At 57.2% G+C, this 24,636-nt stretch carries 21 protein-coding genes; 12 read left to right on the top strand and 9 right to left on the bottom strand.

The genetic code is table 11. The annotated features are described in order from the left end of the window. Positions 1-21 precede the first annotated feature (21 nt). The 3 genes from ETAA8_RS22730 to ETAA8_RS22720 all read left to right on the top strand — a co-directional run bounded on the left by ETAA8_RS22730 (position 22) and on the right by ETAA8_RS22720 (position 2,925). Positions 22-2,214 (top strand): YXWGXW repeat-containing protein, encoded by a 2,193-nt coding sequence (locus tag ETAA8_RS22730; protein WP_145093763.1) that lies wholly within the window; start codon positions 22-24, stop codon positions 2,212-2,214. Between the two features lie 128 nt (positions 2,215-2,342). After that, positions 2,343-2,567, top strand: a complete 225-nt coding sequence (locus ETAA8_RS22725; protein WP_145093760.1) for a hypothetical protein — start codon at positions 2,343-2,345, stop codon at positions 2,565-2,567. Between the two features lie 76 nt (positions 2,568-2,643). Continuing rightward, positions 2,644-2,925 carry a GlsB/YeaQ/YmgE family stress response membrane protein gene (locus tag ETAA8_RS22720; RefSeq protein ID WP_145093757.1) on the top strand — a complete coding sequence of 94 codons (282 nt, stop codon included), beginning with the start codon at positions 2,644-2,646 and terminating at the stop codon, positions 2,923-2,925. Between the two features lie 624 nt (positions 2,926-3,549). On the opposite strand, the gene ETAA8_RS22715 is transcribed toward ETAA8_RS22720, so the two are convergent. Both ETAA8_RS22715 and aroH read right to left on the bottom strand, forming a co-directional pair. Then, positions 3,550-4,464 carry a DUF1571 domain-containing protein gene (locus ETAA8_RS22715; protein ID WP_145093754.1) on the bottom strand — a complete coding sequence of 305 codons (915 nt, stop codon included), beginning with the start codon at positions 4,462-4,464 and terminating at the stop codon, positions 3,550-3,552. A 434-nt stretch (positions 4,465-4,898) separates the two neighbouring features. Continuing rightward, positions 4,899-5,327 carry a chorismate mutase gene (gene aroH, locus ETAA8_RS22710; RefSeq protein ID WP_145093751.1) on the bottom strand — a complete coding sequence of 143 codons (429 nt, stop codon included), beginning with the start codon at positions 5,325-5,327 and terminating at the stop codon, positions 4,899-4,901. A gap of 180 nt (positions 5,328-5,507) precedes the next feature. Between aroH and ETAA8_RS22705 the strand changes: the two genes are divergently transcribed. The 6 genes from ETAA8_RS22705 (at position 5,508) to ETAA8_RS22680 (ending at position 12,524) form a co-directional block, all read left to right on the top strand. Then, positions 5,508-6,344 (top strand): hypothetical protein, encoded by an 837-nt coding sequence (locus ETAA8_RS22705; protein ID WP_145093748.1) that lies wholly within the window; start codon positions 5,508-5,510, stop codon positions 6,342-6,344. Between the two features lie 138 nt (positions 6,345-6,482). Further along, positions 6,483-9,242, top strand: coding sequence for a PSD1 and planctomycete cytochrome C domain-containing protein (locus tag ETAA8_RS22700; RefSeq protein ID WP_145093745.1), 2,760 nt, complete (start codon positions 6,483-6,485; stop codon positions 9,240-9,242). Between the two features lie 14 nt (positions 9,243-9,256). Further along, positions 9,257-10,696, top strand: a complete 1,440-nt coding sequence (locus ETAA8_RS22695; RefSeq protein ID WP_145093741.1) for a DUF1501 domain-containing protein — start codon at positions 9,257-9,259, stop codon at positions 10,694-10,696. Positions 10,697-10,723: 27 nt separating this feature from the next. Continuing rightward, positions 10,724-11,179, top strand: a complete 456-nt coding sequence (locus ETAA8_RS22690; protein WP_145093738.1) for a pyridoxamine 5'-phosphate oxidase family protein — start codon at positions 10,724-10,726, stop codon at positions 11,177-11,179. Between the two features lie 47 nt (positions 11,180-11,226). Then, complete coding sequence (locus ETAA8_RS22685) at positions 11,227-11,676, top strand: acyl-CoA thioesterase (RefSeq protein ID WP_145093735.1); 450 nt, start codon at positions 11,227-11,229, stop codon at positions 11,674-11,676. 32 nt (positions 11,677-11,708) lie between these two features. Continuing rightward, positions 11,709-12,524, top strand: a complete 816-nt coding sequence (locus tag ETAA8_RS22680) for a hypothetical protein (RefSeq protein ID WP_145093732.1) — start codon at positions 11,709-11,711, stop codon at positions 12,522-12,524. An 85-nt stretch (positions 12,525-12,609) separates the two neighbouring features. On the opposite strand, the gene ETAA8_RS22675 is transcribed toward ETAA8_RS22680, so the two are convergent. The 5 genes from ETAA8_RS22675 to ETAA8_RS22655 all read right to left on the bottom strand — a co-directional run bounded on the left by ETAA8_RS22675 (position 12,610) and on the right by ETAA8_RS22655 (position 17,418). Continuing rightward, positions 12,610-14,226: a flotillin family protein gene (locus ETAA8_RS22675; protein WP_145093729.1), complete on the bottom strand. Its 1,617-nt coding sequence runs from the start codon at positions 14,224-14,226 to the stop codon at positions 12,610-12,612. Positions 14,227-14,340: 114 nt separating this feature from the next. Further along, positions 14,341-14,958, bottom strand: a complete 618-nt coding sequence (locus ETAA8_RS22670; RefSeq protein WP_145093726.1) for an NfeD family protein — start codon at positions 14,956-14,958, stop codon at positions 14,341-14,343. Positions 14,959-15,141: 183 nt separating this feature from the next. Beyond that, complete coding sequence (locus tag ETAA8_RS22665; protein ID WP_145093723.1) at positions 15,142-15,603, bottom strand: type II toxin-antitoxin system VapC family toxin; 462 nt, start codon at positions 15,601-15,603, stop codon at positions 15,142-15,144. Next, the gene (locus tag ETAA8_RS22660; protein WP_145093720.1) at positions 15,603-15,857 is read right to left on the bottom strand and encodes a hypothetical protein; all 255 of its coding nucleotides are present in this window, start codon (positions 15,855-15,857) and stop codon (positions 15,603-15,605) included. Before ETAA8_RS22660 ends, ETAA8_RS22665 begins: the two co-directional genes overlap by 1 nt. Positions 15,858-15,915: 58 nt before the next feature. Then, positions 15,916-17,418, bottom strand: a complete 1,503-nt coding sequence (locus tag ETAA8_RS22655; RefSeq protein WP_145093717.1) for a sulfatase family protein — start codon at positions 17,416-17,418, stop codon at positions 15,916-15,918. A 288-nt stretch (positions 17,419-17,706) separates the two neighbouring features. Here ETAA8_RS22655 and ETAA8_RS22650 point away from each other — a divergent pair, with 288 nt between their 5' ends. Together ETAA8_RS22650 and ETAA8_RS22645 are read left to right on the top strand one after the other, a co-directional pair. Further along, positions 17,707-18,270 (top strand): hypothetical protein, encoded by a 564-nt coding sequence (locus ETAA8_RS22650; RefSeq protein WP_145093713.1) that lies wholly within the window; start codon positions 17,707-17,709, stop codon positions 18,268-18,270. A 63-nt stretch (positions 18,271-18,333) separates the two neighbouring features. After that, positions 18,334-19,623, top strand: a complete 1,290-nt coding sequence (locus ETAA8_RS22645) for a Trx7/PDZ domain-containing (seleno)protein (protein WP_145093710.1) — start codon at positions 18,334-18,336, stop codon at positions 19,621-19,623. A gap of 14 nt (positions 19,624-19,637) precedes the next feature. Here ETAA8_RS22645 and ETAA8_RS22640 read toward each other — a convergent pair whose 3' ends face one another. Together ETAA8_RS22640 and ETAA8_RS22635 are read right to left on the bottom strand one after the other, a co-directional pair. After that, positions 19,638-20,918: a dihydroorotase gene (locus ETAA8_RS22640; protein ID WP_145093707.1), complete on the bottom strand. Its 1,281-nt coding sequence runs from the start codon at positions 20,916-20,918 to the stop codon at positions 19,638-19,640. A 50-nt stretch (positions 20,919-20,968) separates the two neighbouring features. Beyond that, on the bottom strand, positions 20,969-21,937 hold the full coding sequence (locus ETAA8_RS22635; protein WP_145093704.1) for an aspartate carbamoyltransferase catalytic subunit: 969 nt from the start codon (positions 21,935-21,937) through the stop codon (positions 20,969-20,971). Between the two features lie 445 nt (positions 21,938-22,382). Between ETAA8_RS22635 and ETAA8_RS35415 the strand changes: the two genes are divergently transcribed. Further along, positions 22,383-24,593, top strand: a complete 2,211-nt coding sequence (locus ETAA8_RS35415; protein WP_238397505.1) for a hypothetical protein — start codon at positions 22,383-22,385, stop codon at positions 24,591-24,593. Positions 24,594-24,636 lie beyond the last annotated feature (43 nt).

The raw sequence follows: 24,636 nt of genomic DNA, 5'->3' as shown, positions 1-24,636 counted from the left end.
CCGTAGGAAGAGGTTAACCCAATGAAGCGCGTTATCTACTCGCTCGCCGCTCTCGGCTGCGCTTCGTGGCTGAGTGCTTACTCAGCGCGTGCTCAAGAACTCCCGCGCGATCCTGCGCCAATCGCAGCTGCTGCGACCGACAATCAAGACAATGTAGAACTCCTCACGCGCGGCCCGGTGCACGAGGCCTTCGCCCAGTCGGTGACACCTCCCGTCGAGGATGGCTTGATCGTGGCCAAAGAGCCACCAGCCATGATCGAAGAGATTCCACCAGAACAGCGTCCTGCTGGTGACAACATCGCTTGGATTCCTGGCTATTGGGGCTGGGACGACGAGCGGAACGATTTCATTTGGATCAGTGGCATCTGGCGAGCTGTTCCCCCTGCTCGCGAATGGGTTCCCGGCTATTGGGCTCAGGTGACGAAAGGCTTTCAATGGATGCCCGGCTATTGGGCCGATATGAAAGTCACCGAAACCGAATATCTGCCAGCCCCTCCCGAAACAGTTGACGCGGGCCCCAGCACCCAAGCACCGACCGGTGCCGAGATTTGGATTCCTGGCAGCTGGGTTTGGCAACAAAACCGCTATGTTTGGCGCGCCGGTTATTGGTCGCAGGGTCACCAGAATTGGATTTGGACCAACGCCCACTATGTCTACACACCGCGCGGCTATGTCTATGTCAACGGTTACTGGGATTACAACCTGCAGCGCCGCGGCATCCTCTATGCTCCCGCCTTTTTCCGTGGCCCTGTGGCCAGTGGCTATGTCTACTCGCCGCGGATTGTGATTAACACGAATTCGTTCGTTGATCACTTGTTCCTGCGGCCCACGTATCGCCACTACTACTTCGGAGATTACTACGCAGCCAATTACCGTGGCCGCGGCATTCTCCCTTGGTTTGCCTTCAACAACAGCCGCTACGGCTATGACCCGATCTACTCGTACAGCCGCTGGAACAATCGTGACGACCGCGATTGGGAACGCCGCGTCGAGTCGCGCTACGAGAACATGCGTGACCGCGAGGAAGACCGTCCCGCCCGCACCTACGCTGATTGGCAAAGGCGTGGCGACAATCGCGACTCCTTCGTTGCCGGCACGGTGCAGGACTTCGCGAAAGTGAAGGACAACAACTGGAAGTTCAACAACCTTACCGACGATGCTCGCCGCGACGTCGGCAGGCTTTCTCGCGATCTCGACACCTATCGTCAACAGCGGATTAAGGTCGAATCGGACAAGACGGCTCGTCGCGAGGGTGACGACCGTGGCTCGGATCGCGTTCGCCTGCTGAAGCCGCCAATTAACGATGAAAACACTCAGCCCGGTCGCGATGGCCGTGGTGAAAACGCCCGCGATCTTCCCGGACGTGAATTGCCTGGCCGAGACAATGTTCCTGGCCGAGACAATGTTCCTGGCCGAGACAACGTTCCTGGCCGAGACAACGTTCCTGGCCGAGACAACGTTCCTGGCCGAGACAACGTTCCTGGCCGCGACAACGTTCCTGGCCGAGAAAATGTTCCTGGCCGAGAAAATGTTCCTGGCCGAGACAATGTTCCTGGCCGAGACAATGTTCCTGGCCGAGAAAATGTTCCTGGCCGAGACAATGTTCCTGGCCGCGATGTCCTGCCTGGCCGTGGCACCGATACTCCCGCACCAAAGCTTGATCGTCCTCTCACTCCACCCGTGGATCGTAACGAAGATGTGCCGCGCACCAAGCAGCCAACGGAACGGGGAACCGATCCACGTACGTTGCCGCAAGATGCACCGAAGTCAGCTCGCGATTTGCCAGGACCGTTGAACGACCTGCGCAATCCGCCGCGTGACCCGGCGACGCCTCGCGATACGCCCGACCGTCCAAAGGTCGAACGCGATCGTCCCGGTCCACAGAATGATCTCCGTGATAATCGTGACCCGCCTAAGACGGGCACAACTCCCGGCATTGATCGCACTCCCATGCCGAAGGCAGGCGCCCCCAAGGCCGATCTGCCGAAGCCAGGGCCGAGAATTGATCGTACTCCTACTCCCGCACCAAAGGCTGAAACTCCTCGCCCGCAGCGAGTGAATCCAGCACCGCCGCGTGAAGCTCCCAAGGCTGCACCGGCACCCCATCCGAATCCTCAACCTGCTGGCCCCGGACCTAACCGTGGTGGCGGCAACGAAGGCAAGGGTAAGGGGGGTGGAGGTGGTGGCGAAGGCAAGGGCAAGGGTCGCGACTAACGAGCGGTGGAACCGCTGCGAAACTGCCTGATTTGATCCACGTAGACTGTGGGTGACCAAGGCTCGATGGCCAAGGAGGTTGCCCGCAGTTTTTTTTGTCAACATTCCTGCTGAAATCGAGGTGTCCCGTGCGAAGTCGTTTTGGAGTATTTTTGCTGCTGATCGTAGTTCTCGTGATTGGTTTCAGCTTTTATCGTGGCTATCTGACTCTCTCGAGTCGGCAACAGCCCACGACGAACAACTCCGAAATCAAACTGATCGTTGATCAAGACAAGTTGAAAGCAGATACTGACCGGGCCGGTGCCGAGGTCAAACGCCTGACCGGCGACGTCGACCTCAAGCCCGGTTCGTAAGTTACAACCCCGGTTTGTTTCCGAATGACCTTCGCACCTCACTAAGCGCACCTCACTCAGAAAGTTTTGACCTGCCATGTCACTGTTAGAAATCCTGCTCCTGCTCCTCGTGGCCGGTGTTTGCGGCAGTCTCGCCCAAGCCATTGTCGGTTACTCGCATGGCGGCTGCCTCGTGTCGATCGTGCTCGGCCTGATCGGTGCCTTACTCGGCACTTACCTGGCTCGCGCACTGGGGATGGGAGATTTTCTGGCCATCAATTTTAATGGCAGGACATTCCCCATCATTTGGTCAATCATCGGTGCCACCCTCTTTGTCGCTGTCCTCAGTTTGATCTCACGGCGTCGACCGATGGTCTAAATTTGGTTCGTGACTAGCGGCCTGCTCCAGGCCGTTAGTAACTTCGGTAGCCCCTTAGTGCCAGCGCGAACTAGATCTCGAAAACCGGCAAGTGGAACGAAATAAATTTCCACTAAACTCATTCGCGCAAACTGTTCGCTTTGACGGTCGCAAAGTTGCGAATCGTTTACCTGGCAGGCAGTTAGGGAGCTTGGTGTCGGCGCAAGTGGTTGAAAGTTTGTGGAAATTTCCAAAATCAGTTTCCTGATGCGCGAGCCAAAAGTTCCATTCAATTTGACTGTCGCAAGCTCCGCGGTCGTCGTTCTTTTCGTCAGCACAAGGGCCGCGACTTCGCCATTAGTCGACACTATTTCCTGGCGACATCGTTTCGAATAATTTGAAACAATGGTCGCAAGTGTCGTGTGCGTGCTATCAAATTGGCAATGATCTCCTCCATAACAATTATACAACTGTTGATTGACTAGTCTGGTCATGGCGTGAGAACGCAAAAGGGTAGCCAGCGGAAGTTGCCCGCGACGGATAGGAAGGAAGATTCCTTCGTGGCGGCTTGCTGGAAGCGTCTAGCGAGGTGTTTCCAGCAAGCGATATCGGTGAGAATGGCAGGCAAGCGGCCTGCTCCACCTGTTAGAAGTTGTAGTTCGGGTTGTTCGGATCGAAGTCGGCATCGACCAGGCCTGGGTTCAACTTCACGTCGAGGTAAGTGTATTCCTCGATTACCGGGCCCAGCTTATCGGCGGGATCTGTGGGCCAGTGAAAGGCCGCGTAGCGAACAGGGAGCTTGGTTTCGTCGTCGATGAAGATTTGGGCGATGTGAAATTCGAAGTGGGGACGCGGTGTGGGATGCTTGACTTGCAGCACAGTGCAGGCGCGACCGTTGATCTTGGCCCCGGGCTTGAATTCGACTTCGCACTCGCTGTGCTTGCGATCCTTCTCGCCCTTTTCAATCAGCTTGGCCACCAGGTTTTCAAACCCAATTTCGGTAATCGGGTGCAACTGGCCACGCATGGCCAGAATGCCGTTCGGGTCGAGCCAAACCGTGGGCAGGAACTTGCCGGTGGCACCACCTTCGTGAGCCCGCATCTTGCCATTGTTGGCACCTTCGACCCAGATGACTTCGCGGCCGGCCATCGAGTCGGGCTTCACGAACTTAAGGTAAACCGAAAGGGGCTGGGCCAGCTTGCCATCGATAATCTTGCGATTGCGAATCTTGGCTTCCATGAATTCGTGGTTGCCAAGCTTGCCGTTCACCCGTTCACGCTTCACGATCATCGCCGTGTAGTCGGTGATTTCGCGCTGAACTTTGATGAGTGTCTCGTTGGCCAGGTCGATGGCTGGATCGAGCGGGTGAGCAGCAACTTTGGCAGCTGCATCCACGGGGGGGTTGTTGGCCTTGGAGACCCGGAAGATTGGTTCGCGGAGTTCTTCTCGCGATTCGGGTGGTGTGCCAAGTGCAATGGCGGCACTGAAGCCGCTAATGCTAAGAGCCTGCAAAAATGAGCGACGAGCGAGTAGCCCACGAAGGAGCGATTGATCAGCCATCCGCAAAATCTCCTTGCTGTGTCATTCGCGATTGGCCTCTGGCCGATGCGAACGCGTTCTTCCCTGAATTTGAGCTTCGTCCATCCATGGGAGCATTTTGCAATGCCGACCCGCCCAACCTATGCGCTCCGCCGACAGGTGTAAGTGCCTGGTAGGACTCTGTTTAGCTTCTTAGCAACCGTGCAGGTTTGGCCGCTAAGCCGAGTCGCGATTGTGGTGACAGCTGGGACTAGGGAAGTTATCGCCGCGGTTGGAACTTGATATTCACAAACTCAACCGCACGAAAGTGAAATTCCCCAGCTTCGCGCATCGTACCGCAACAGCAGACGCTAAAGCCGTCATATCTTAACCTGCCCGCGCGCCCGTTGCGAGAGGGAAAGTGAGCGAGGGGAAGGGGCGGGTGCAGTTATAATCCGCTAGCGATAGCGGCTCTTTCAGCGTTTGAAGTTTTGCATCTGCTCGGCGATCCAGCGCTCCAGGTCCGCAAAGTCGACTGGGGGAAGTTTGGAGAGGTCCGGTCGCAGACGGGTCGCTTCTTTGATGTAAATATGCCGGATTTCGTGCTGCGGAACCACGGTGTTCCAATGAATCATGATGCGGACGCAGTGGCGCAGGCTACCGGGAACGTCAATTTCATAGGTGCAGAGCAGGGGAACATCGAGCCAACCCAATTGCCGGGCAGCCAGGGCGGGGAACTCGGCGTTCAGGTCACTAGTCACGCTGAACATCGCACTAGCTACGTCCTGCGGGTCAATATTGTTGGCCCGGATCATCAGCGCGAGGAGCTGGCGCGTGTTGGTGAGGATTTCATCGCGCGTGTTGGCCTCCACCGTTGTCGCCCCGCGCACTCCTCGGCATTGCATGACTGAAACTTTCTGATGCTGGGAATTGCCAGCCTGCAGCTAAGACAGAATCGATCGCCAAACCCGGCAAATCTATCAGCCGACAGCCAGCAGAAGTTGCTCGCCGGGCTTTCGCTAAGAATACACTTCCGGCCTGCCAACGTATAGGATCAGGGGAGCCTGAAGAGCACGAAAATCGTCATGACTGAACCGCTCGAAACCAATTCCAATTCGGAGTCCGTCGAAACCGAGGCTGCTCGCGAAGCGCGGTTTCGTCGAGCCATCGACGAGGCGATGCAACTTGCCTTCGACGGCGAATTTGCAGTAGCGTCTCCGCCCCGCTATTCGCTGCGAGAATTAATGCTCGTAACGACGCTGCTCGCCGTGATGCTGGGGCTGATTCGAGCCTTCGGTTTGTGGGGCGCTACGATTACGTTCGTCGCATCGCTGGTCTGGACAAACGTTTATTATCCACATCGCACTGAGGGGAATCACCGGCGTCAGGCCTTCATGTTCGACCTGGTTTGGGGCCTGCTAATGCCCATCGTCTGCCTGGTTTGCGACCCGTTCGTCTTCAAGGATCAGCGCGAATTGGTCGAGCAGGCCTTTAACTTTAGCCGTGTGCTGCCGTTTCAGCCCAACCTGCGGCAGGAGAGTATCGCCGCCTATTGCTGCATCGGTTGGCAGATGTTGCTGTTGATCGTCTGGCTCCTCGCGCGGCGCTGGCTGACGAAGGTTGCCGGCTTCTTTCTCGGCAGCTGGATCGTTGGGATTATCATCGCCGGCGTACTGGGAGTCCTGCTGGCCCCGATCGCACTGGTTGGTTCCATCGTGGGAGTCGGACTGCTGGCGTTCACGCCGCTGCTCACAACATATGTTGCCGCGCGGCGGATGCGCGAGGCCATTGATGACGGCATTTTGGATTCGTCCGAAAACTCAGTCACCATTTTCTGGCTCCTGGCGTCGTTCGGGTTTATCTCGAGTTGGTTGATTCCCTTTCAGTTGGCGATCCTCTTGAAGCGCGCGATGGGAGGCTGAGCCTTATCGCTTCACGTACTCATCAACGGCCGTCGATTTTTTCGCTTGAGCCTTATCCATTCAGCACTTACGATGTTTTCAGGCAACTTGAGCAAGGGAATTGCTGCCAGAGTTTTGACTGCCGAGGAACAGCCCTACATGACACGCCCCGCCCTCATTCGCTGCTCGCTCACTCTTGCGGCGTTACTGGCCGGTTCAGCCGGGCTACCAGCGGCCGAAGTCACCTTTCTCCGCGACGTGAAGCCGATCCTTGTCTCCCGCTGCTATCGCTGCCATAGTTCGCTAGCGGAGGAAGGCGGTTTGCGACTCGACTCAGCGGCTGCGATTAAAAAGGGGGGCGAAACGGGTGTGATTTTCGTTGCCGGCAAGAGTGGCGATAGTCGCTTGATGGCTGCGGTCATGAAGACGGGCGATCTGCAAATGCCCCCCGAAGGCGATCCACTGACGCCCGAGCAAATTGGCACTCTGCGTTCGTGGATTGATGCCGGCGCGAAGCTTCCTTCGGCCGAAGAAGAAGCCAAGATCGACCACTGGTCATTCACTTCGCCCGTTCGTCCTGAGCTATCGCCGATCGCTGATTCCGCCTGGTCGAATCATCCCCTCGACCGTCTGGTGGCTGCGAAACATGCCGAGTTAAAACTGACCCCTGTCGGCGATGCACCAAAGAATCTGCTCCTGCGGCGGATCTATCTCGATCTGATTGGCCTGCCACCCACTCCGGCCGAACTGCAAGCCTTCCTCGCCGATGACTCGCCCCAAGCTTACGAGAAAGTCGTCGACCAGCTCCTGGCTTCGTCCAAATATGGTGAGCGCTGGGGGCGGCACTGGATGGACGTCTGGCGCTACAGCGATTGGGATGGCTACGGCAAGGAGATTCGTGAAAGCAAGCCCCATATCTGGCGGTGGCGCGATTGGATTGTCGAATCGCTAAACGCCGACCGCCCTTACGATCAAATGCTCGTCGACATGCTGGCGGCCGATGAACTGGCGCCGGACGATCCGCAGCGATTGCGGGCCACGGGCTTTTTGGTGCGCAACTGGTACAAGTTCAATCGGCACACCTGGCTTGATAACACAATCGAACACACAGGCAAGGCATTCCTTGGCGTGACGTTCAACTGTGCTCGGTGTCACGATCACATGTACGATCCACTCTCGCAGCAGGAGTACTATCAACTTCGCGCGTTCTTTGAGCCGCTTGAGATCCGCACCGATCGCGTGCCCGGACAGGCGGACGTCAATCTGGACGGGCTCGTCCGTGTTTACGATGCCAAAGCCGAAACGCCAACGTACCTATTTACACGCGGCAACGACAAAGACCCCGTCAAGGAAAAGCCACTTCCTCCGCAAACTCCGCGCGTCTTTCGCGATGTGCCATTTGCGTTGAATCCAGTCTCACTCCCAAATCACTCGGTCTATCCTGGTTTGCAAAAATTCGTCCGCGACGAAACGGAATCCACCGCACAAGCAGAGCTTGCCAAGTCGTACGAAGCACTCAAAACAGCAACTTCGCATTTGGCCACTGTCCTGGTGCAGGCAACTCAACTTCCTGACACATTCAAGGCCGATCCTCCGTCGCCGCCGCAGGTTCCCACCGCGATTGCCGACGCCGAACTGCAACGCGCACTCGCTGAGAAAGCACAATTGGCTGCCGAAGCAAATCTGCTGTTCGTCCGAGCCCGCTTGGCAGCCGATGTTGCCAACTATTCTTCGCCTCCCGCAGCCAATGCCAAAGAGCTTGCGCTCGCAGCAGGCGCTGCCGAACGAATGGTCGCACTCGCCGCTGCCGAGAAGAACCTTGTGCAGTTGGAAATCAACTTGCTCGCCGCACGCCGAGCCAAAAAGATTGAGGATGCCAAATCAGTGCAAGCAGTGGCTGCCGCGGAAACCGCCGTATTGAACGGCGTAAAAGCCATCGACGCCGCGCGAGTGGCAACCACGCAACCGCACGAGAACTATACGCGACTCACGCCCCTCTATCCGGCCAACAGTACTGGCCGGCGACTTGCACTGGCAAAGTGGATTACCGATAAGAAGAATCCGCTGACCGCCCGTGTGGCCGTGAATCACATTTGGCTCCGGCACTTTGGTTCGCCGCTGGTGCCGACCATGTTCGACCTGGGCATGAACGGCAAACCGGCAACAAATCAACCGCTGCTCGATTGGCTGGCGGTCGAACTGATGGATTCGGGCTGGAAGATGAAGCACGTGCATCGACTCATCGTCACGAGTCGCACTTACCGACTGCATTCCGCGGCCGGCGAAGTAGTTGCCGCGAACAAGTCGATTGATCCTGACAATCTTTATTACTGGCGAGCCAATCCCAAACGGATGGAAGCCGAAGTCGTGCGCGACGCCACGCTGTCGCTCGCAGGTTCGCTCGACCTGACGCTCGGTGGGCCCGATCTCGACCCCGCGCAGGGTTTTGTGCTTCCTCGCCGCAGCTTGTATTTTCGCAACACCAAAGAGAAGAAGATGACGTTCCTGGCGGTCTTCGATAGCCCGAATGTTGTCGAATGTTATCGCCGCAGCGAAAGCATCGCCCCGCAACAGGCTCTGGCGATGAGCAACAGCCCTCTCTCACTGGCCCAGGCCCGTTTGCTTGCAAAAAAGCTGAGCGAACAACACGCAGTCAGAAAGATTGGCTCGACCGAAGCTCCGTTCATCGCCGCTGCCTTTGAATGCGTCCTTTGCCGCGAACCAACGGCGGACGAACTGCAAACGTGTGAGCAGTTTCTCCTTGAGCAAGCGACTCAGTTGGCCGATCAAAAAACATTGACCGCATTCTCGGCCGGCACCGTGAGCACTGTCGCTCCGGCTGCCGACCCCAGGCAGCGTGCTCGCGAAAATCTCATGCACGTCCTGCTCAATCACAACGACTTTGTCACGATCCGCTGAAAGCGAGAAGCACGATGCATAAGCGACGACAATTCCTCGCCGATGTCGGCATGGGCTTCGCCGGCCTGGCAATGGGAGCCATGTTGGCCCGCGAGGGCGTGGTGCGAGGTGAGGAAGCCAATCACCGCAAATTAGTGAGAGCGCCGCGCGCGAAGAATGTCATTTGGATTTTTCTGGTCGGTGGCATGAGCCACATGGAGAGCTTCGATCCGAAACCCGAATTGACCAAGCACGCTGGTAAGACGATCGCCGAAAGTCCCTTCAAAACAGTCCTCGATTCTCCGTATCTCAAACGGAACCTGCGCGAATTCATCGAAGGGAACCATAAGGTCCAACCGACCATTTACCCGTTGCAGGTGGGCTACAAGCCGCGCGGCCAAAGCGGACTGCTGATGAGCGATTGGTTCCCGCACCTGGGAACTTGTGCCGACGATCTGGCCATCGTCCGCAGCATGTGGACGACCGACAACGATCACGGCGCTCAGCTGCAATTTCACACGGGGCGGCACGCCATCGAAGGCCCCTTTCCCACCATTGGTTCCTGGGTCGATTGGGGCCTCGGCACTCTGAATGACAATCTTCCGTCTTATTGTGTCCTCGGTACTCCGCTGGCCGATTGCTGCGGTGGTCAGCAGGGACATGGTGCCAACTATCTCGGTCCCGCTCATGCCGGCGTGCAACTCTCGACCGATCCCGCCGCGCCACTCCCCTTTGCAATGCCCGAGAAGGGTGTCTTTCGCGAAGAGCAGGAGCGAGAGTTCTCGCTCCTGAACAAGCTCAATCGCCTGGCAGCAGTCGAGTATCCCGATGATCCCGCCCTGGCCGCGCGCATCAAGTCGTACGAGTTAGCCTTTCACATGCAGCGAGCGGTACCGGAAGCAGTCGATCTGGCAACGGAAACGTCGGCCACCAAAAACTCCTACGGTGTGGAGAAAGGGCCGACACAAACCTTCGGTCGGCAGTGCCTACTCGCGCGGCGACTGGTCGAGCGCGGCGTCCGCTTCGTACAGCTATTTCACGGCAGTGGCGGCGGGGCTGGTGCCTGGGATGCGCACAGCAACCTGCAAGCCGGCCACAGCAAGTTGTGTGGCGAAGTCGATCAACCGATCGCGGCTCTCATCAAAGACCTAAAACAGCGGGGCCTGCTCGACGAAACAATCGTAGTGATCGGCACCGAGTTCGGCCGCACGCCGGGGGCCGAGCGGAGCAATGGCCGCGATCATCATCCGTATGGTTTTTCGGTCGCACTTGCCGGCGGCGGACTGCGTGGCGGCATTGCCCACGGCAGCACCGATGAACTGGGCTTTCATGCCGTCGAGAATCGGCATTATGTCACCGATATTCACGCCACGGTCTTACATCAGTTGGGGCTCGATCATCGGCTGATGGAAGTTCCCGGTCGCAAACGACTCGATCTCGACTTCGGCAATGTCATTCACGACATCATCGCCTGACGCGTCTCTCCGCAAGTACAGCCCGCCATGACCAAACCGCAACCGCAGCCCATCGATCCCGCGCAAGTTCCCGAACTGGCGCGTCAGGTAGTCGCCGCCGATCGTTTTCCCATGCTGGCCTCGCTCGATGGCGACCAGCCGCGTTTGCGGCCAGTTTCGCCCGTAAAGACCGATGGCTTCACAATCTTCGTCGCTAATCTGCGGGCCTATCACAAGACCGTTGAGATTGCCGCCAATCCGCGCGTCGAACTCTGTTACATGGATGACGGCCATAACCAGGTCCGCATCACCGGGCTGGCCGAAATCGTTACTGACCGCGCGTTACTCGCCGAAATCTGGGCCGCCAATCCACTAATGCGGCAGTATCTGGGCTCGCTCGATAATCCCCAGCTGATCGTCTACTGCATACGCCCGACACAGGTGCGGTACATGCAGGAGTGGAGTCTGGAATATTTTGAAGTTCCGCTGGGGGCCAGTTCGTAGGTTCATCAGGGGTGGCGAAGATCGCCTGAGCAGTTCACAATCGCGGCATGAGTCTTCCCTTTTGTACAACGCGGCGTGTTGAGTTCAGCGATACCGATGCCGCAGGCATCATGCACTTCTCGGCCTTCTTCCGATTCATGGAACAGGCCGAGCACGATCTGTTGCGCTCGCAGGGACTGAGCGTGGTCATGCAGGATGAGGTTGCGAAATCGGGCGGCGGCAAATTGAGTTGGCCACGCGTGCATGCCCACTGCGACTTTCGCATTCCGGCGCATTACGAAGACGTCGTCGAGATCGAGGTTAGCATCAGCAGGCTGGGCGAGAAGAGTGCCAGTTATCAGTTTCGCTTTGCGCTCGCCGGTCGCGAGTTGGCCGTCGGCGAGATTACCAGCGTCTGCTGCCGGATGATCGCGGGCCAGCCGCCGCAATCGGTGGCGATTCCTGACTGGTTTCGGGCCAAGCTGTTGCCCTTTGTTGTCTCGGCCGCGGATGGCTGATCGGAAAAACGTTGCTCGCGAGGAGTGAGGAGATGATACGCACGCTTTGCCTGTGTGGATTTCTCCTCATCTATCTCCTGCTGCCGCAAGCGGCAGTTGCTCAGCCGCAGCAAGAGGGACCTTCTTTCGGTTGGGAAGAAACGATCCTTCCCGTGATGGAACTCGATTCGGTCCGCCGCGAAGAGTTGAAGGCAGAGACGGGATTTGATCTGTCGCTGGGCTTTGCTTATCGCCGGGCGTACGTCTTTTCGCCAGCATTTTCGTTCTGGCATTGGCGCGGCCGTTTTCTGTTGTATTTCGGCGGCAACTTGTTCGAGCCTTCGTCTGCACAGCTGACTGCGATCCTCGGCAAGGAGCAATTCGCCGCGTTAAAAACGCCACTCATTTATCGCCTTCCGCCGGGGTTCGTGACGACACTGCTATTAGTGGTTTTCGTCGCACTGGTCATCTATCTCTTTCCCCCCGAGCACGTTCGCGTCGGTCGATTGCTGAACGAACCGAAATACATCCGCGCTGTGGAACTCTATCACGCCAGCTTGCCGGCCGGCGAAGAACCAACGGCGAGTGAAATTGAAACGGGAATTGCCACGGCTGCGGACTATCTCGTTCAAGATCACGCCGTCGCCAAGCCACAAGCCGAGAAGTCTCTCCGGCACCTTCTCGGCGAACTCAATCGCGCACGCACTTATGAACTGCGACAAGCAGCGTCCGCGTTTGAGCAAAGCGGGAGCTGGGAAGAAGCGCGCGATCTCTATGAGGAGGCATCCGAGTTGCGCGAACCCTGGGATGCCAAAGATCACGCCTTCCTACTCAAGTGCGTAAGGCGTGTGGAAAGTAAAATGAAATAGCCCGCCGTCGATCGTATCGAAGCAGCGGGCCTTTGCTTGGGTCAGCGATCATCGCGCGCTGACGTTGCGAATTGCGGGAGACGCTTTAGGTTTTGGCGGACTTTGCCGGCGAGTCACCATTGCGTGACACAACAGGTTCGGCAGCAGATGGCAAGTCGGTGCCAAGTTTGACGAGCGATTCGGGCAGTTCGACGCCGCCAATATCGCGCATCACTTGCATCATCGGCGGCAAGCTGCGGGCCATGCCGCTGAGGAAATCAGCGGTCGAGCTGCGGCCATTCGCGCCACCACCTTCCCACACCACGACCTTGTCGAACTTGATGTTCGAGATCGCCTTGGCCGAAGCTTCGGCCAGGTTGTCGAGGTGTTCGAGCATCAGCATCTGGAAGGCCTGGTTCGAGCCACCGCAAGCCGCGACGATCTGCTTGAGACCTTCGCCCTTCTTGGCCAGCATCTCGTACTGACCGCGAGCTTCGGCTTCGAGCTTGAGGAAGATCGCATCGGCTTCAGCCTTGGCTTCGATCAGGCGCTTTTCGGCGATCGCTTCGGCATCGACGATTTGCTTGGCCTTTTGAGCCTTCGCCGGAGCTTCGAGCTTAGCTCGTTGCTCTGCTTCCACACGTTCAGCCTCGGCAAGGGCAGCCTTGGCCATGGCGCGGTTTTGAATCTCCATAACGTGAGCTTCGGCTTCTTTGCGGCGTCCTTCACCCTTTTCGTAGGCTTCGGCTTTGCGAATTGCCAGTTCGGCAGCGGAGGCAGCCACGCGGGCGGCGGAGCTATTTTCGCCGTCGATGGCGCTGGCATCGGCCTCAGCCACTTGAATACGCATGTGCCGCTCGGCGTCTTTCACCGAAGCTTCGCGCTCGAACGCGGCCTGCTTCTCACCGACCGCTTGATCTTTTTCCAAAGCGGCAACGCGCACCAACTGATCGCGCTGGGCTTCGCGAGTGCCGATCGCTTGTTCCTTGCGAGCATTCGATACTTGAATCGACTTATCGCGCTCAGCCGCCGCGACGCGGGTTTCACCCATCTTTTCGTTGTCGGCGACGTCACCGCGGGCCTGTTGAATGGCCAGCGACGCAGCCTTTTGGCCGATCGCGTCGATATAGCCCGACTCATCGGTGATGTCGGTGATATTCACGTTAATCAGTTGGAGGCCGATCTTCGCGAGTTCCGGCTCGAGCGAGTGCTGCACGTGTTCGAGGAACTTATCGCGGTCGCGGTTGATTTCTTCGATCCCCATCGAAGCGATCACTTGCCGCAATTGACCAAAGATCATTTCTTCGGCTTGCTTGCGGACTTCCTGCGTCGACAGTCCGAGCAATCGAACCGCTGCGTTCTGCATGACGTCTGGCTTGGTATCGATGGCAACAGTGAACACGCTAGGGACGTTCACGCGGATATTTTCCGACGACAACGCGCCTCGCAGCGGCACTTCAATCTGGATTGGCTCCAAGCTCAGATAGGCATAGTCCTGCACGAGCGGCCACACGAACGCAGCACCACCGTGGATCGTCTTGCTGGCCTGGCCACCTTTGCCGGTGCGACCATAGATCACGAGCACGCGGTTGCTGGGGCAACGTTTAAACTGCCTGACCAGCATGATGATGAAACCGAAAAACACGATTGCCACAAAGACGATGATGATTCCGATGATGCCAGCGACCGTCGCGGCGTCGGCGAGCAGTAGTGCGTGTGACATGGTCCAATCTCCCCTGTGTGTATGCGTTGCGCGGCGCTTCCGCAGTTGCGAGCGTTGAGCCCGAATCGTGAGAAGCGCGAATCAGATTGCGAAAAACCGCAGCATGCGGTGCTGTTAGGCGGACTTAGGCAACGGCGTGACTTCCAGCACATCGCCGGCGACACCGACCACGCGGACCTTGGTTCCCGTCGCCAGGCGACCCGTCGCTTCGGTTACCGCTGCGTACTCCATCAACCGGTTTTGCAAGCGAAGCTGAATCTTGCCAGCCTGGGCCCTGCTACCTGGGATGGGAATGTACACCGTGCCCTCTTGGCCAATCGCTCGCTGAATGCGAACGGTGCCATCCTCTCCCAAGCGACCGATCAATTTCATGATCCAATGTACCCCATACATTGCCCCTAGGCCGCAAACTGCAGCAATCAAGAGCTGCGGTAGCAATGGCAGGCCCCCTTCGCGGGCGGCGAGCCCTCCCAATCCGAAAAACGTGCTCGCGGCAACCAAGGTGCGGAACGAAAGTACGCCGAACAACCAACTTGACGCGTGCGCGTCCCCGGAGTGTCCGTGGCCGATGTCACCACCCTGATCGCTACCATCGCTAAAATCGCCGCCATGGTCCACGGATAGATCATCGGGAATTTCGTGGCCGCCGCTCAGACCGATTAGGGTCAGCACGAACTGGCAGATCAGAACGGTTCCACCGACGACGGCAAAAAACAAAAACAAAGATGTCATGGCTCATTCTCCCGCGATCACGGGTGCTTCCGGCCAAGTCTGGCCGGAATCGTTAAGTTGCTTTGGCAGTAGTTCGCCCGTGCCAAGCAATTATTGCCGCAAATGGCGTGAATCGCGAGTGAATTCGGCGGGAAGGACAAGGCAAACGCTGGGCGGATAAACTAAAGCCGAGTCTCGGGGCGATCAAGCCGGCGGCGAATAGGACTGCGGATCGAGAATCTTCAAAGGTGGACCAAACGAAGCGAGTCGCGCGAAGTGCCCAACATTGAACGTCAGCAGTTGATCGATTTGATGAGCATGGCAGACTGCCACCAGTCGGGCGTCATGGACCTGCTTGCCAATGACCCCGGCATTGGTAACGAGTTGTTTCCAGGCGGTAAAGATCGTGGGCATGTCGGAAAGGAAGTGAAATGTGCGCTCAAAATCCTCGCTCATCAAATCTGCGTGGTGTGCGCTCATCCCCAAACCGTTAACAGAGGTCGGTCGCGTGGCCACGTTGCGAAATTCGATCAAGTTCTGTGCCGTAATACACGAGCGTTCGCCTTGCCGATGGATCTTGATCAGCACGGCATTCGTTATCGCATGATCGACGTCCACCTTGTTCGCTAAACGGCAAAGTACGCTTGTATCCAGCAAAACGCTCATTATTCGTAATAATTCTCGCTGGTTAACCAGTCACGAGGTGGGGAGAAACCGAGATCCTTGCCGATGGAAAAGAGTCGTCGTTCCCATTCATCCTGCGGTTCCATCCACTGAACATTCGGAGCAAGCACCAGCGACGTCTTTGCCGGGAATCGCTCCTGTAGCGCAGCAATCGCCAGTTGCTCGGGTGTGACACCCAGCTTACTGGCCTCTTCTGCCAGAGTGGCTTGCAACTGCGGAGTAAGTTGAATAACCATGATTGCCCTCGTTCAAATCGACGTTCGCCACGTCACTTAATTATACCTTGCTCTGCAGTTAGGGCTTGGGTGTTAGCTCATCGAATTCGGCCACCTTACCGTCGTCCTTGTACTGCTTGCGCAGTTCTTCTAGCTGCCGCTTGAGGTCGGCCACGATCTGCTCGTAAGCGGGATCCATGTAGCGAGATTGCATTTCGCTCGGATCTTTTTCCAGGTCGTACAGCTCCCACTCGTTGATTGTGTAGAAGTGAATCAGCTTGTGCTTTTCGGTGCGGACGCCGTAGTGTGGATGCACATGGTGCGGCTGCGGAAACTCGTAGTAGTGGTAATAGACGCTCTTGCGCCAGTTGTCCGGAGTCTGCCCTTGCAGGACCGGCACGATGCTGCAGCCTTGCATATCGGCAGGGATCGGCAAGCCGGCGATTTCGAGAAACGTCTCGGGAAAATCGAGATTCATCACCAGGTCTTTGTTCACGCTGCCGGGCTTGATCTTGCCGGGCCAGCGCACGATCAGCGGCGTGCGAAACGATTCTTCGTACATCCAACGCTTGTCGTACCAACCATGTTCGCCTAAGTACCATCCTTGATCGGAGGTGTAGATAACAATCGTGTTCTTCGCGAGTCCGCTGTCATCGAGGTACTTCAGTACGCGGCCCACGTTGTCGTCGACGGCGTCGACGCAACGCAAATAATCTTTCACATACCGCTGATAGTTCCAGCGGGTCAGATCATCGCCTTGCAGCTTCGCTTCGGCGAATCTTTTGTTCTCTTCTTCATAGGCTTTGGTCAGCGCAGCCCGTTGTTCGGGATTCGTACCCTGCTGGGGCACCAGCTTGAGGTCGTTGGGACTCAGATGCTTGGCGATGCTCATCTGGTTTTCGCGCGCCGGTGTGCCGCGACCCTTGTAGTCGTCGAGCAAGTTGGCTGGCTCGGGAATCTTGACGTCCTTGTACTTGTCCAGATAGCGCGGTGGCGGTTGCCAGTTGCGATGCGGCGCTTTGTGCTGATACATGAGCAGAAATGGCTTCTTTGTGTCGCGATTTTTTTCGAGCCATTCCAGCGCCTGATCGGTAATGATGTCAGTCGTATAGCCCGTGTGTTTGACGACGCCAGCCGGCGTCTTCATTCCCGGGTTGTAGTAAGGGCCTTGCCCTTGCAGCACGCTCCAGTGATCGAAGCCAGTGGGATCGGTCACCAAGTGCCACTTGCCGATCATCGCGGTTTGATAGCCTCCCGCTTGCAGCAACTTTGCTACGGTTTGTTGAGCGCCGTTGAATCGATTGTTGTTCGTGGTGAAGCCGTTCAGGTGGCTGTACTTGCCGGTAAGAATCACCGCCCGCGCTGGTCCGCAGATGCTGTTGGTCACAAAGCAGCGGTCGAAACGCATTCCCTCTTTGGCCAGGCGATCGATGTTCGGCGTCTGGTTCACCTTGCTGCCATAGGCGCTGATCGCCTGATAAGCATGGTCGTCCGACATGATGAACAGAATGTTCGGCCGCGCTGCTTTCTCTTGAGCAGCCACGATCTCACCGCAACCAAGAATCGCCAAAAGCAATAGCATGAAGTTCCAACAACGGAGAGCTGACGGTCGCATAGCGGCGGGCACTTTCTGGCGGCGAGGTGGGAGAGACTTAGGCGGCCGAAGCCAATCGCATTCTCGCTAACCAAAGTGCGACGGTCAAATCGGGCTGCAAAGATCGCGGCCGCGAGTATCTAATTTTCAGGAGTGCGAATTTACGCGATCTCACTTCGATTCGACTTTGCGACTTGAAATGTTACCTGCCAATGTCCACAATCGGCAGCCTGCAAAGCCTTTCGCCCCCCCTTCCCACGAACAGGAATTCGACTGATGTCCAAGTTGCCACCATTGGCGAGCGTTCTTGTGTTGGCAATTTTCGTGGCCAACTCATACGCTGCTGAGCCGGTTCGCTCGGGATTGCAGGCCGGCGAGAAAATCACTGCCATTTTCGAACCACTGAATGTGAATGGTGAACATGCCGGCGAGCGACATTGCCTGGTTTGCGAGAACGGTGTCAGCCCGGTCGCGATGGTCTTTGCCCGCCAGCCCAGCGAAGCTCTTTGGAAGCTGCTCGCTGAATTGGAAACGACGACTGCAAACAGCGATGCTCTGGCAATGGGCAGCTTTGTTGTATTTTTGAATGAAGATGACAAGCTGAAAGAGCAATTGGCCGCCAGTGCGAAGAAGCACAGTCTAAAGAAACTGATTGTCTCGACCTACGAAGTCGCTGGACCCGAAGGCTTTGAAGTGGCGAAAGATGCTGAAGTAACGGTGGTGTTGTATCGCGATTTCAAGGTCGAAGCGAATCATGCCTTTCGCGCCGGCGAATTGACCGCCGCTGCCGTCGACAAAGTTGTTGCTGACCTCCCCAAAATTCTCGTTAAGAAAGAGTAGCCAGCCGAAACGAGTCGTCCCTCGGTGGGGCGGCCTCAATTCAGCCAGCCAGGAGCAGTTGAGATGCACTCAAGACTATTATTGGCCTGTTCGATTGTGATGTTATTCGCCAGTTCAATTCAAGCGGCCGAGAAATCGCCGCTGGGCGAACTACTCAAAGACATTGATGTTGCACCGCACTGGATCTATGACGATCTGCCCCTTGCCAAGGCAGAAGCGAAGGCCACCGGCAAACCGCTGCTGGTGGTACTGCGCTGCGTGCCGTGCCCGCCAGGACGAACGCTCGATCAACAAGTCATGCAGCCCGATGCAGAACTCGAGAAGCTCGAGAAGCAGTTCGTCTGCGTGCGGGTCATTCAGACGAATGGGCTCGACCTGAAGACCTTTCAATACGACTACGATATGTCGTGGTCGGCCATGTTTCTCAATGCCGATCTGACGATCTATGGCCGCTATGGCACTCGCAACAGCACGGGTGCTCAGTCTGACATTCTTCTTTCGCAGGCAGGATTTAGCAAAGCGGCTGAACGAGCCCTGGCCCTGCACCGGGACTTTGACAAGCACAAGTCAGCACTGGCTGCGAAAACTGGCAAAGACCCCGAATACGCTGTTCCCGAAAAGACCCCGGGTCTAACCGACAAGCCCACGCCTGCCAGTACGAAGCAAAACTGCATTCATTGCCACATGGTCAAAGAGTTTGCCCTACGGGCCAAGTGGGAGGCGGGTCGGCTGAACAAGGAAGATCTGTACGTCTTTCCCATGCCGGATCGCGTCGGACTGACGTTCGACACGGCCGATGGGCTGCTGGTGAAAAGTGTGCAGTCTGGCTCAGCTGCGGACAAAGCGGGCATTCAAGCCGGCGATACACTCAGCTTACTTGCCGGTCAGCCGTTGATTTCGACTGCCGACGTGCAATGGATTCTTAATTCCACACCCAGCACCAGTGAATTACCGCTAACTCTGACCCGCGATGGAAAGTCGCTAAATAAGACACTCGCGCTCAGCGGCAATTGGAAAGAGTATGACATCGGCTGGCGCGCTTCGACCTGGTATGGGCTACGTCAGGGTGTCAAGTTCGAGCTACTCCCCGCGGCCGAACGTGAGAAGCAAGGCATCAAAGACGACACTCTAGCACTCGTCGTGAAAGGTCTGTTTGGCAAGGGTGGACCGAAGGTGCAGGCGGCAGGACTCAAAGCGGGAGACGTCATCGTAGCCGTCGATGGCAAGAGTGAACCACTCTCCGAGTCGGACTTTCTGGTGCAAATGCGGCTGGCTCACGGCCCGCAAGATTCCGTCAAGCTCACCGTGCTTCGCGCCGGTGCGCGCAAGGAACTGACGATTCCAATGTGGTAGCGATCGGTTCGGCGCTAATCGGCAATTCGTTCGTATTTCACTTCGCCACCCACAATGGTCTGGGTGGCGCGGCCGATCATGGCGTAACCGGCAAGTGGAGTGTTGCAACTCTTCGATTTGAACTTGCTGGGATCAACGGTCCAACGCGTTGCCGGATCGATGATGGTGAGATCCGCATCAGCACCGACGCGGAGCGTTCCTTTATTTAGTCCGAGCAATTTCGCAGGATTCACGGTCAGCTTAGCAAGCGCACTGATCCAATCGAGATGGCCGGGCTCGATCAGTTTGGTGATAACGAGTGGTAACGTGGTTTCGAGGCTGCTCATGCCGAACGGGGCCAGATCAAGCTCCTGCATCTTCTTTTCCGACGCCCGCGGCGCGTGCCCCGCCGAAATGATGTCGATGGTGCCAAACTTCAGTCCGGCGATGCAGGCCTCGACATGTTCGCGCGAACGGAGGGGCGGATTGAGTTTGAAATCGGCATCAAACGACCGCAGCTCTTCATCGGTCAGCGTGAAATTGATCGCACAGACACCGGCGGTCAGGTGAATCCCGCGCAGTTTGGTGCGCCGAACCAATTCAATACTCACGGCGCTTGAAATATTGAGTAGATGCAGCCGTCCGTGGGTCGCTTCTGTCAAGCGAATGTCGCGGCTGGTCATCACGTCCTCGGCTTCGGCAGGCATGCCGGCGAGACCCAGTACGAGCGAAGTCTTCCCCTCGTGCATGACGCCGCCACGCGAAAGTTCGATCGATTCCGGATGATGCAGAATCGGCTTGCCGAACATCAGGCTGTATTCGAGCGCGCGACGAAGCAGCTCGCTACTTTGAATCGAGGCCATGCCATCGCTGAAGGCAATCGCCCCCGCCTCGGAAAGAGTGCCAAGTTCGGCCAGTTCTTTCCCTTCTTTGTTTTTGCTGACGCAAGCGATGACGAAGACATTGCAATTGGCCGCGCGGGCTGCTTTTTGGCGGACAAATTCGACGCTGGCTGCGGTATCGATCGGCGGATCGGTCTCGGGCAGACAAGCGATCGTTGTATATCCCCCCGCCAGGGCCGCGGCAGTCCCCGAGGCGATCGTTTCGTCTTCTTCGCAGCCCGGTTCCCGAAGCTGCGTGTGGATATCGATCAATCCGGGCGCGACAACTTTGCCCGTGGCATCAATGACTTGCTCATCGCCGCGCCCTTCCGCATCAAGAGCGGCAATCCGACCATCTTCGACCAGCACCGACATAACCCGGTCGAGACCCTGATCGGGGCAAATGACGCGGCCGTTTTGAATGAGCAAACGCATGGTGGGAATGCAGAAGTAAGAAGCCAGAATGCAGGATGAAAAATTGAAGATCAGGAGTTCGTTTGTGCGGTGTTCATGGTGAGCCAGAGGACAGCCATGCGGACGGCGATGCCATTGGTGACTTGCTCGAGGATCACGCTTTGCGGGCCATCGGCCACGTCGGGCGTGATTTCAACGCCGCGGTTAATGGGGCCGGGGGCCATGATCAGAATGTCCGACTTCGCTCGCCGCATCCGCTCGCTGTTCATGGCATAGAGCAGGGCGTACTCGCGAACCGAAGGAAATGGCCGCGTGTATTGCCGTTCGAATTGAATTCGCAGCAGGTTGAGGACGTCGCACCGCTCGACGATGTCATCCAGTCGATAGGCGACTTCCACCCCGAATTCTTCCCAGCGGCGCGAGACGAGCGTCGGTGGTCCGCAGAGGATCACGTGCGCCCCGAGCTTCTGCAATCCCCAGATGTTCGACCGAGCGGTACGACTGTGAGCGATATCGCCGACGAGCGCGACGGTAAGTCCCTGCAAACTGCCGCGGCGCTGCCGAATGGTGAGAATATCGAGCAAGCCTTGGGTCGGGTGCTCGTGCGGACCATCGCCGGCGTTGATGATCGCGCAATCGAGATTCTTCGCCAGCAAGTAAGGGGAACCAGGTGTGCGGTGGCGAATCACCACGGCATCGACATTCATGGCCTCAATATTCTTGGCCGTGTCGATGACTGTTTCGCCCTTGGCGGTGCTGCTGCCGGACGACGAGAACTCAACGGTGTCGGCCCCCAAGCGGCGGGCCGCCAAGGAAAAGCTGTTGCGCGTGCGCGTCGAGTTTTCGAAGAACAGGTTGGCCAGCGTGCGGCCGGTGAGAACGCTGATTTTGCGGCGGCAGTCGTCGGTCGCAGCTTTGAAGCGATCGGCGGCGTCCAGCACGCAGGTTAATTCAGCGGGTGAGAGGCTTTCCAAATCGAGCAAATGACGGCGGGTCCAAACAGCGGGCAGCGTTTCAAATTCGGCCCCGGCGGCGGTCATGCAGTTTCCTCGGCTCAGTCGGTGCCCAGCTGATGAACAGCAGAGCGAGTGGCGTACAAAATTGCGGGAATTCTAGCAGCCTGAGTCATTCACGCAAGGACGGAGAGCGATGCGTTGATGGTGTGGAAATCGTTACCTGCTCAATGTTGACTGCTACCTGCTCGTTCTGCCAAGAACCTCACGATAACGCTCGCCGGCCCCTAAAACCGGTCCAGTTTCTGACGTAAAGCCTGCCGCAGCTGTGCATTTTGTAAAAATTTAGTCATTTGCTTTTGCGGCTGCCGGTTTCGCCCGTCATATTGGAGAGGATTGAACCAAACTGCCCTCCCGTTGGACTAAGGGGCAGTTCCCACGCGGCGCTCACGCCTAACCACGGTTTGCACTCGGCAAATTGCTTTGGAGAAGTGTGCGCCCTATGTTCGCTGACTGCTCGGAGGATTGGCCCATGTATCGATTGGCTTTGCTCAAGACGAGTTGGCTTACTGCCGGAGCATTCGTTTCGCTGGCAGCCCTGCTGCTGGTGAGCACGGTAAGTGCTCAGACGAAACCTGCCGAAGCGGATAGCTTCAAAACAACACCGCTGGGTGTGCGGCAGGCTCACGTCGAGCGAATGGTGGAAGACCTGGAGCGCAAGTTCAATCAGCTGGCTCAGGCTCTCGCCAAGGCGGAACCCGAGCGGGCTCAGCGCTTGGCCGATGCCCTCAAGCAGTCTCAGGCGCTCGGCATCAAGGGTCGCATGTCGGCTATCACGCGCATGCTCGATCAACAGCAACTCGATCCGGCCAAGGCCGAAGAGCAAAAAATTCTCGGCGATATCAAGGAACTCCTCGCCCTGCTGCTCGATGAAAAGAATGACAAGGACAAGATTCGCGAAGAGTTCGAAAAGCTTAGCGAATGGAAAAAACAGATCGAAGCAGTCATCCAGGAACAAAAAGCCGAAAAACGCGAGGCCGATCGCGTCGCCAACAAAGACGACACGATGAAGTCACTCGAAGCCAAGATCAAGGCCGTCGAAGCACTCATCGAACAGCAAAAGGGTGTCATTGGTGCCACTGAAGCTGCTCGCAACGACGGTATTCAAGGACTCGGCAAAGTAGCCGGCGAGCAGGCCAAGGTTCGCGAAGGAACTCAATCGGTTGCTGAACAAATCGGCAAAGAGGCCGGCGACAAGCCCGCTGAAGAAGGTAACGCCGAAGGCAAACCGGGTGAAGGTAAACCAGGTGAAGGTAAGCCAGGTGAAGGTAAGCCAGGTGAAGGTAAGCCAGGTGAAGGTAAGCCAGGTGAAGGTAAGCCAGGTGAAGGCAAGCCGGGTGAAGGTAAGCCAGGTGAAGGCAAGCCGGGTGAGGGTAAGCCAGGTGAGGGTAAACCAGGTGAGGGTAAACCAGGTGAGGGTAAACCAGGTGAGGGTAAACCGAGTGGTGGACAGCCAGGTGGTCAACCACAGCGACCGCAAGAGGCGGGCGAGCGTCCGTTAAAGCAAGCTGTCGAAAATCAAAAGCAGGCCGAAGCCAATTTGCAAGAAGGCAAAGGTAAGGCCGCTCAACAAGATGAGCAGACCGCGCTCGAAAACCTACAGCGTGCACTTGGTGAATTGAAGAAAGAATCACAACGAATTGCCTCGCTTCCGCCCGAAGCCTTCGAGAAGATGGCGGGCAAGCAGGACGACATTGCCAATCAAACGGGCAAGATTCAAGAGAAAATGAAGGAGGATGAGAAGAAGGGTGGCGAAGGTGGCGGTCAGCCTGGCGGTGGCCAGCCCGGCGGAGAATCGGGTGGTGGCGAGGGTGGCAAGTCCAAGCCCGGCCAGCAAAAAGTTCAACAAGCCCAGAAGTCGATGGAGCAAGCCTCCGGAGATCTACGCAAGCAAGACCCGGCCGATGCCTCGCGCAAGCAAGGCAAAGCCATCAAAGATTTGGAAGATGCGCTGAAGGAAATTGAAGAACGGCTGGCTCAGTTGCGCGAAGAGACGCAAATCGAAAAGCTCGCCAAGCTCGAAGCGCGCTTTCGCGAAATGCTGGCAGTGCAAAAGGATCTCTCGGCCCGGACGTTGGTGATCGACAAAAAGAAAATCGACAACATGGGTAACCTTGCCCGCAGTGACCGCAACACGCTCAAGTCGCTCGGCGAAGACGAACGTGGTTTAGCCATCATCAAGCAAGAAGGCCAGGCCGATCGAGTTCCGCTCGCCTTCCGCGCTCAGCAGGCGCTCGAGATCATTCTCGACGACGGCACTAGCGTGGTCTTTCCCGATGTGGTCGAGCAGTTACGCGACGATCTGATTACGGTGGGCACGCTGGTTTCTGACAATCTTCGCACCGATGGTTACACGCAGACGATGCAACGGGAAATAGAAGTGACCCTGGAAGAATTGATCGATTCGCTGCAGAAGGCTCAGAAGCAGAAAGACGGCGGCGGTGGTGGCGGTGGAGGAGGGGGCGGTGGTGGCAACGAACCACTTCTGCCCAACTCGGCCGAACTGAAACTGCTGCGGGCAGCTCAGCTGCGCGTGAATCGTCGTACCGAATCGCTCGAACTGGCCCGTCCCGCCGAAGGGGAATTCGACGACGTGCTCAAGGGCGAAGTCCGTAAAGTCTCGGAGCGTCAATCCGACATTGGCGAAATGACGCTGAAGATTCTGGATCGCAGCGGGAAGTAGTCCTTTTGATGAGATCCGTTGACGGCTGTTTCGAGTGATGGAA

The organism is Anatilimnocola aggregata, assembly GCF_007747655.1.
GTDB lineage: Bacteria > Planctomycetota > Planctomycetia > Pirellulales > Pirellulaceae > Anatilimnocola > Anatilimnocola aggregata.
Note: the sequence above shows the minus strand (reverse complement) of the source record. Positions and strands in the feature narration are given on the sequence as shown.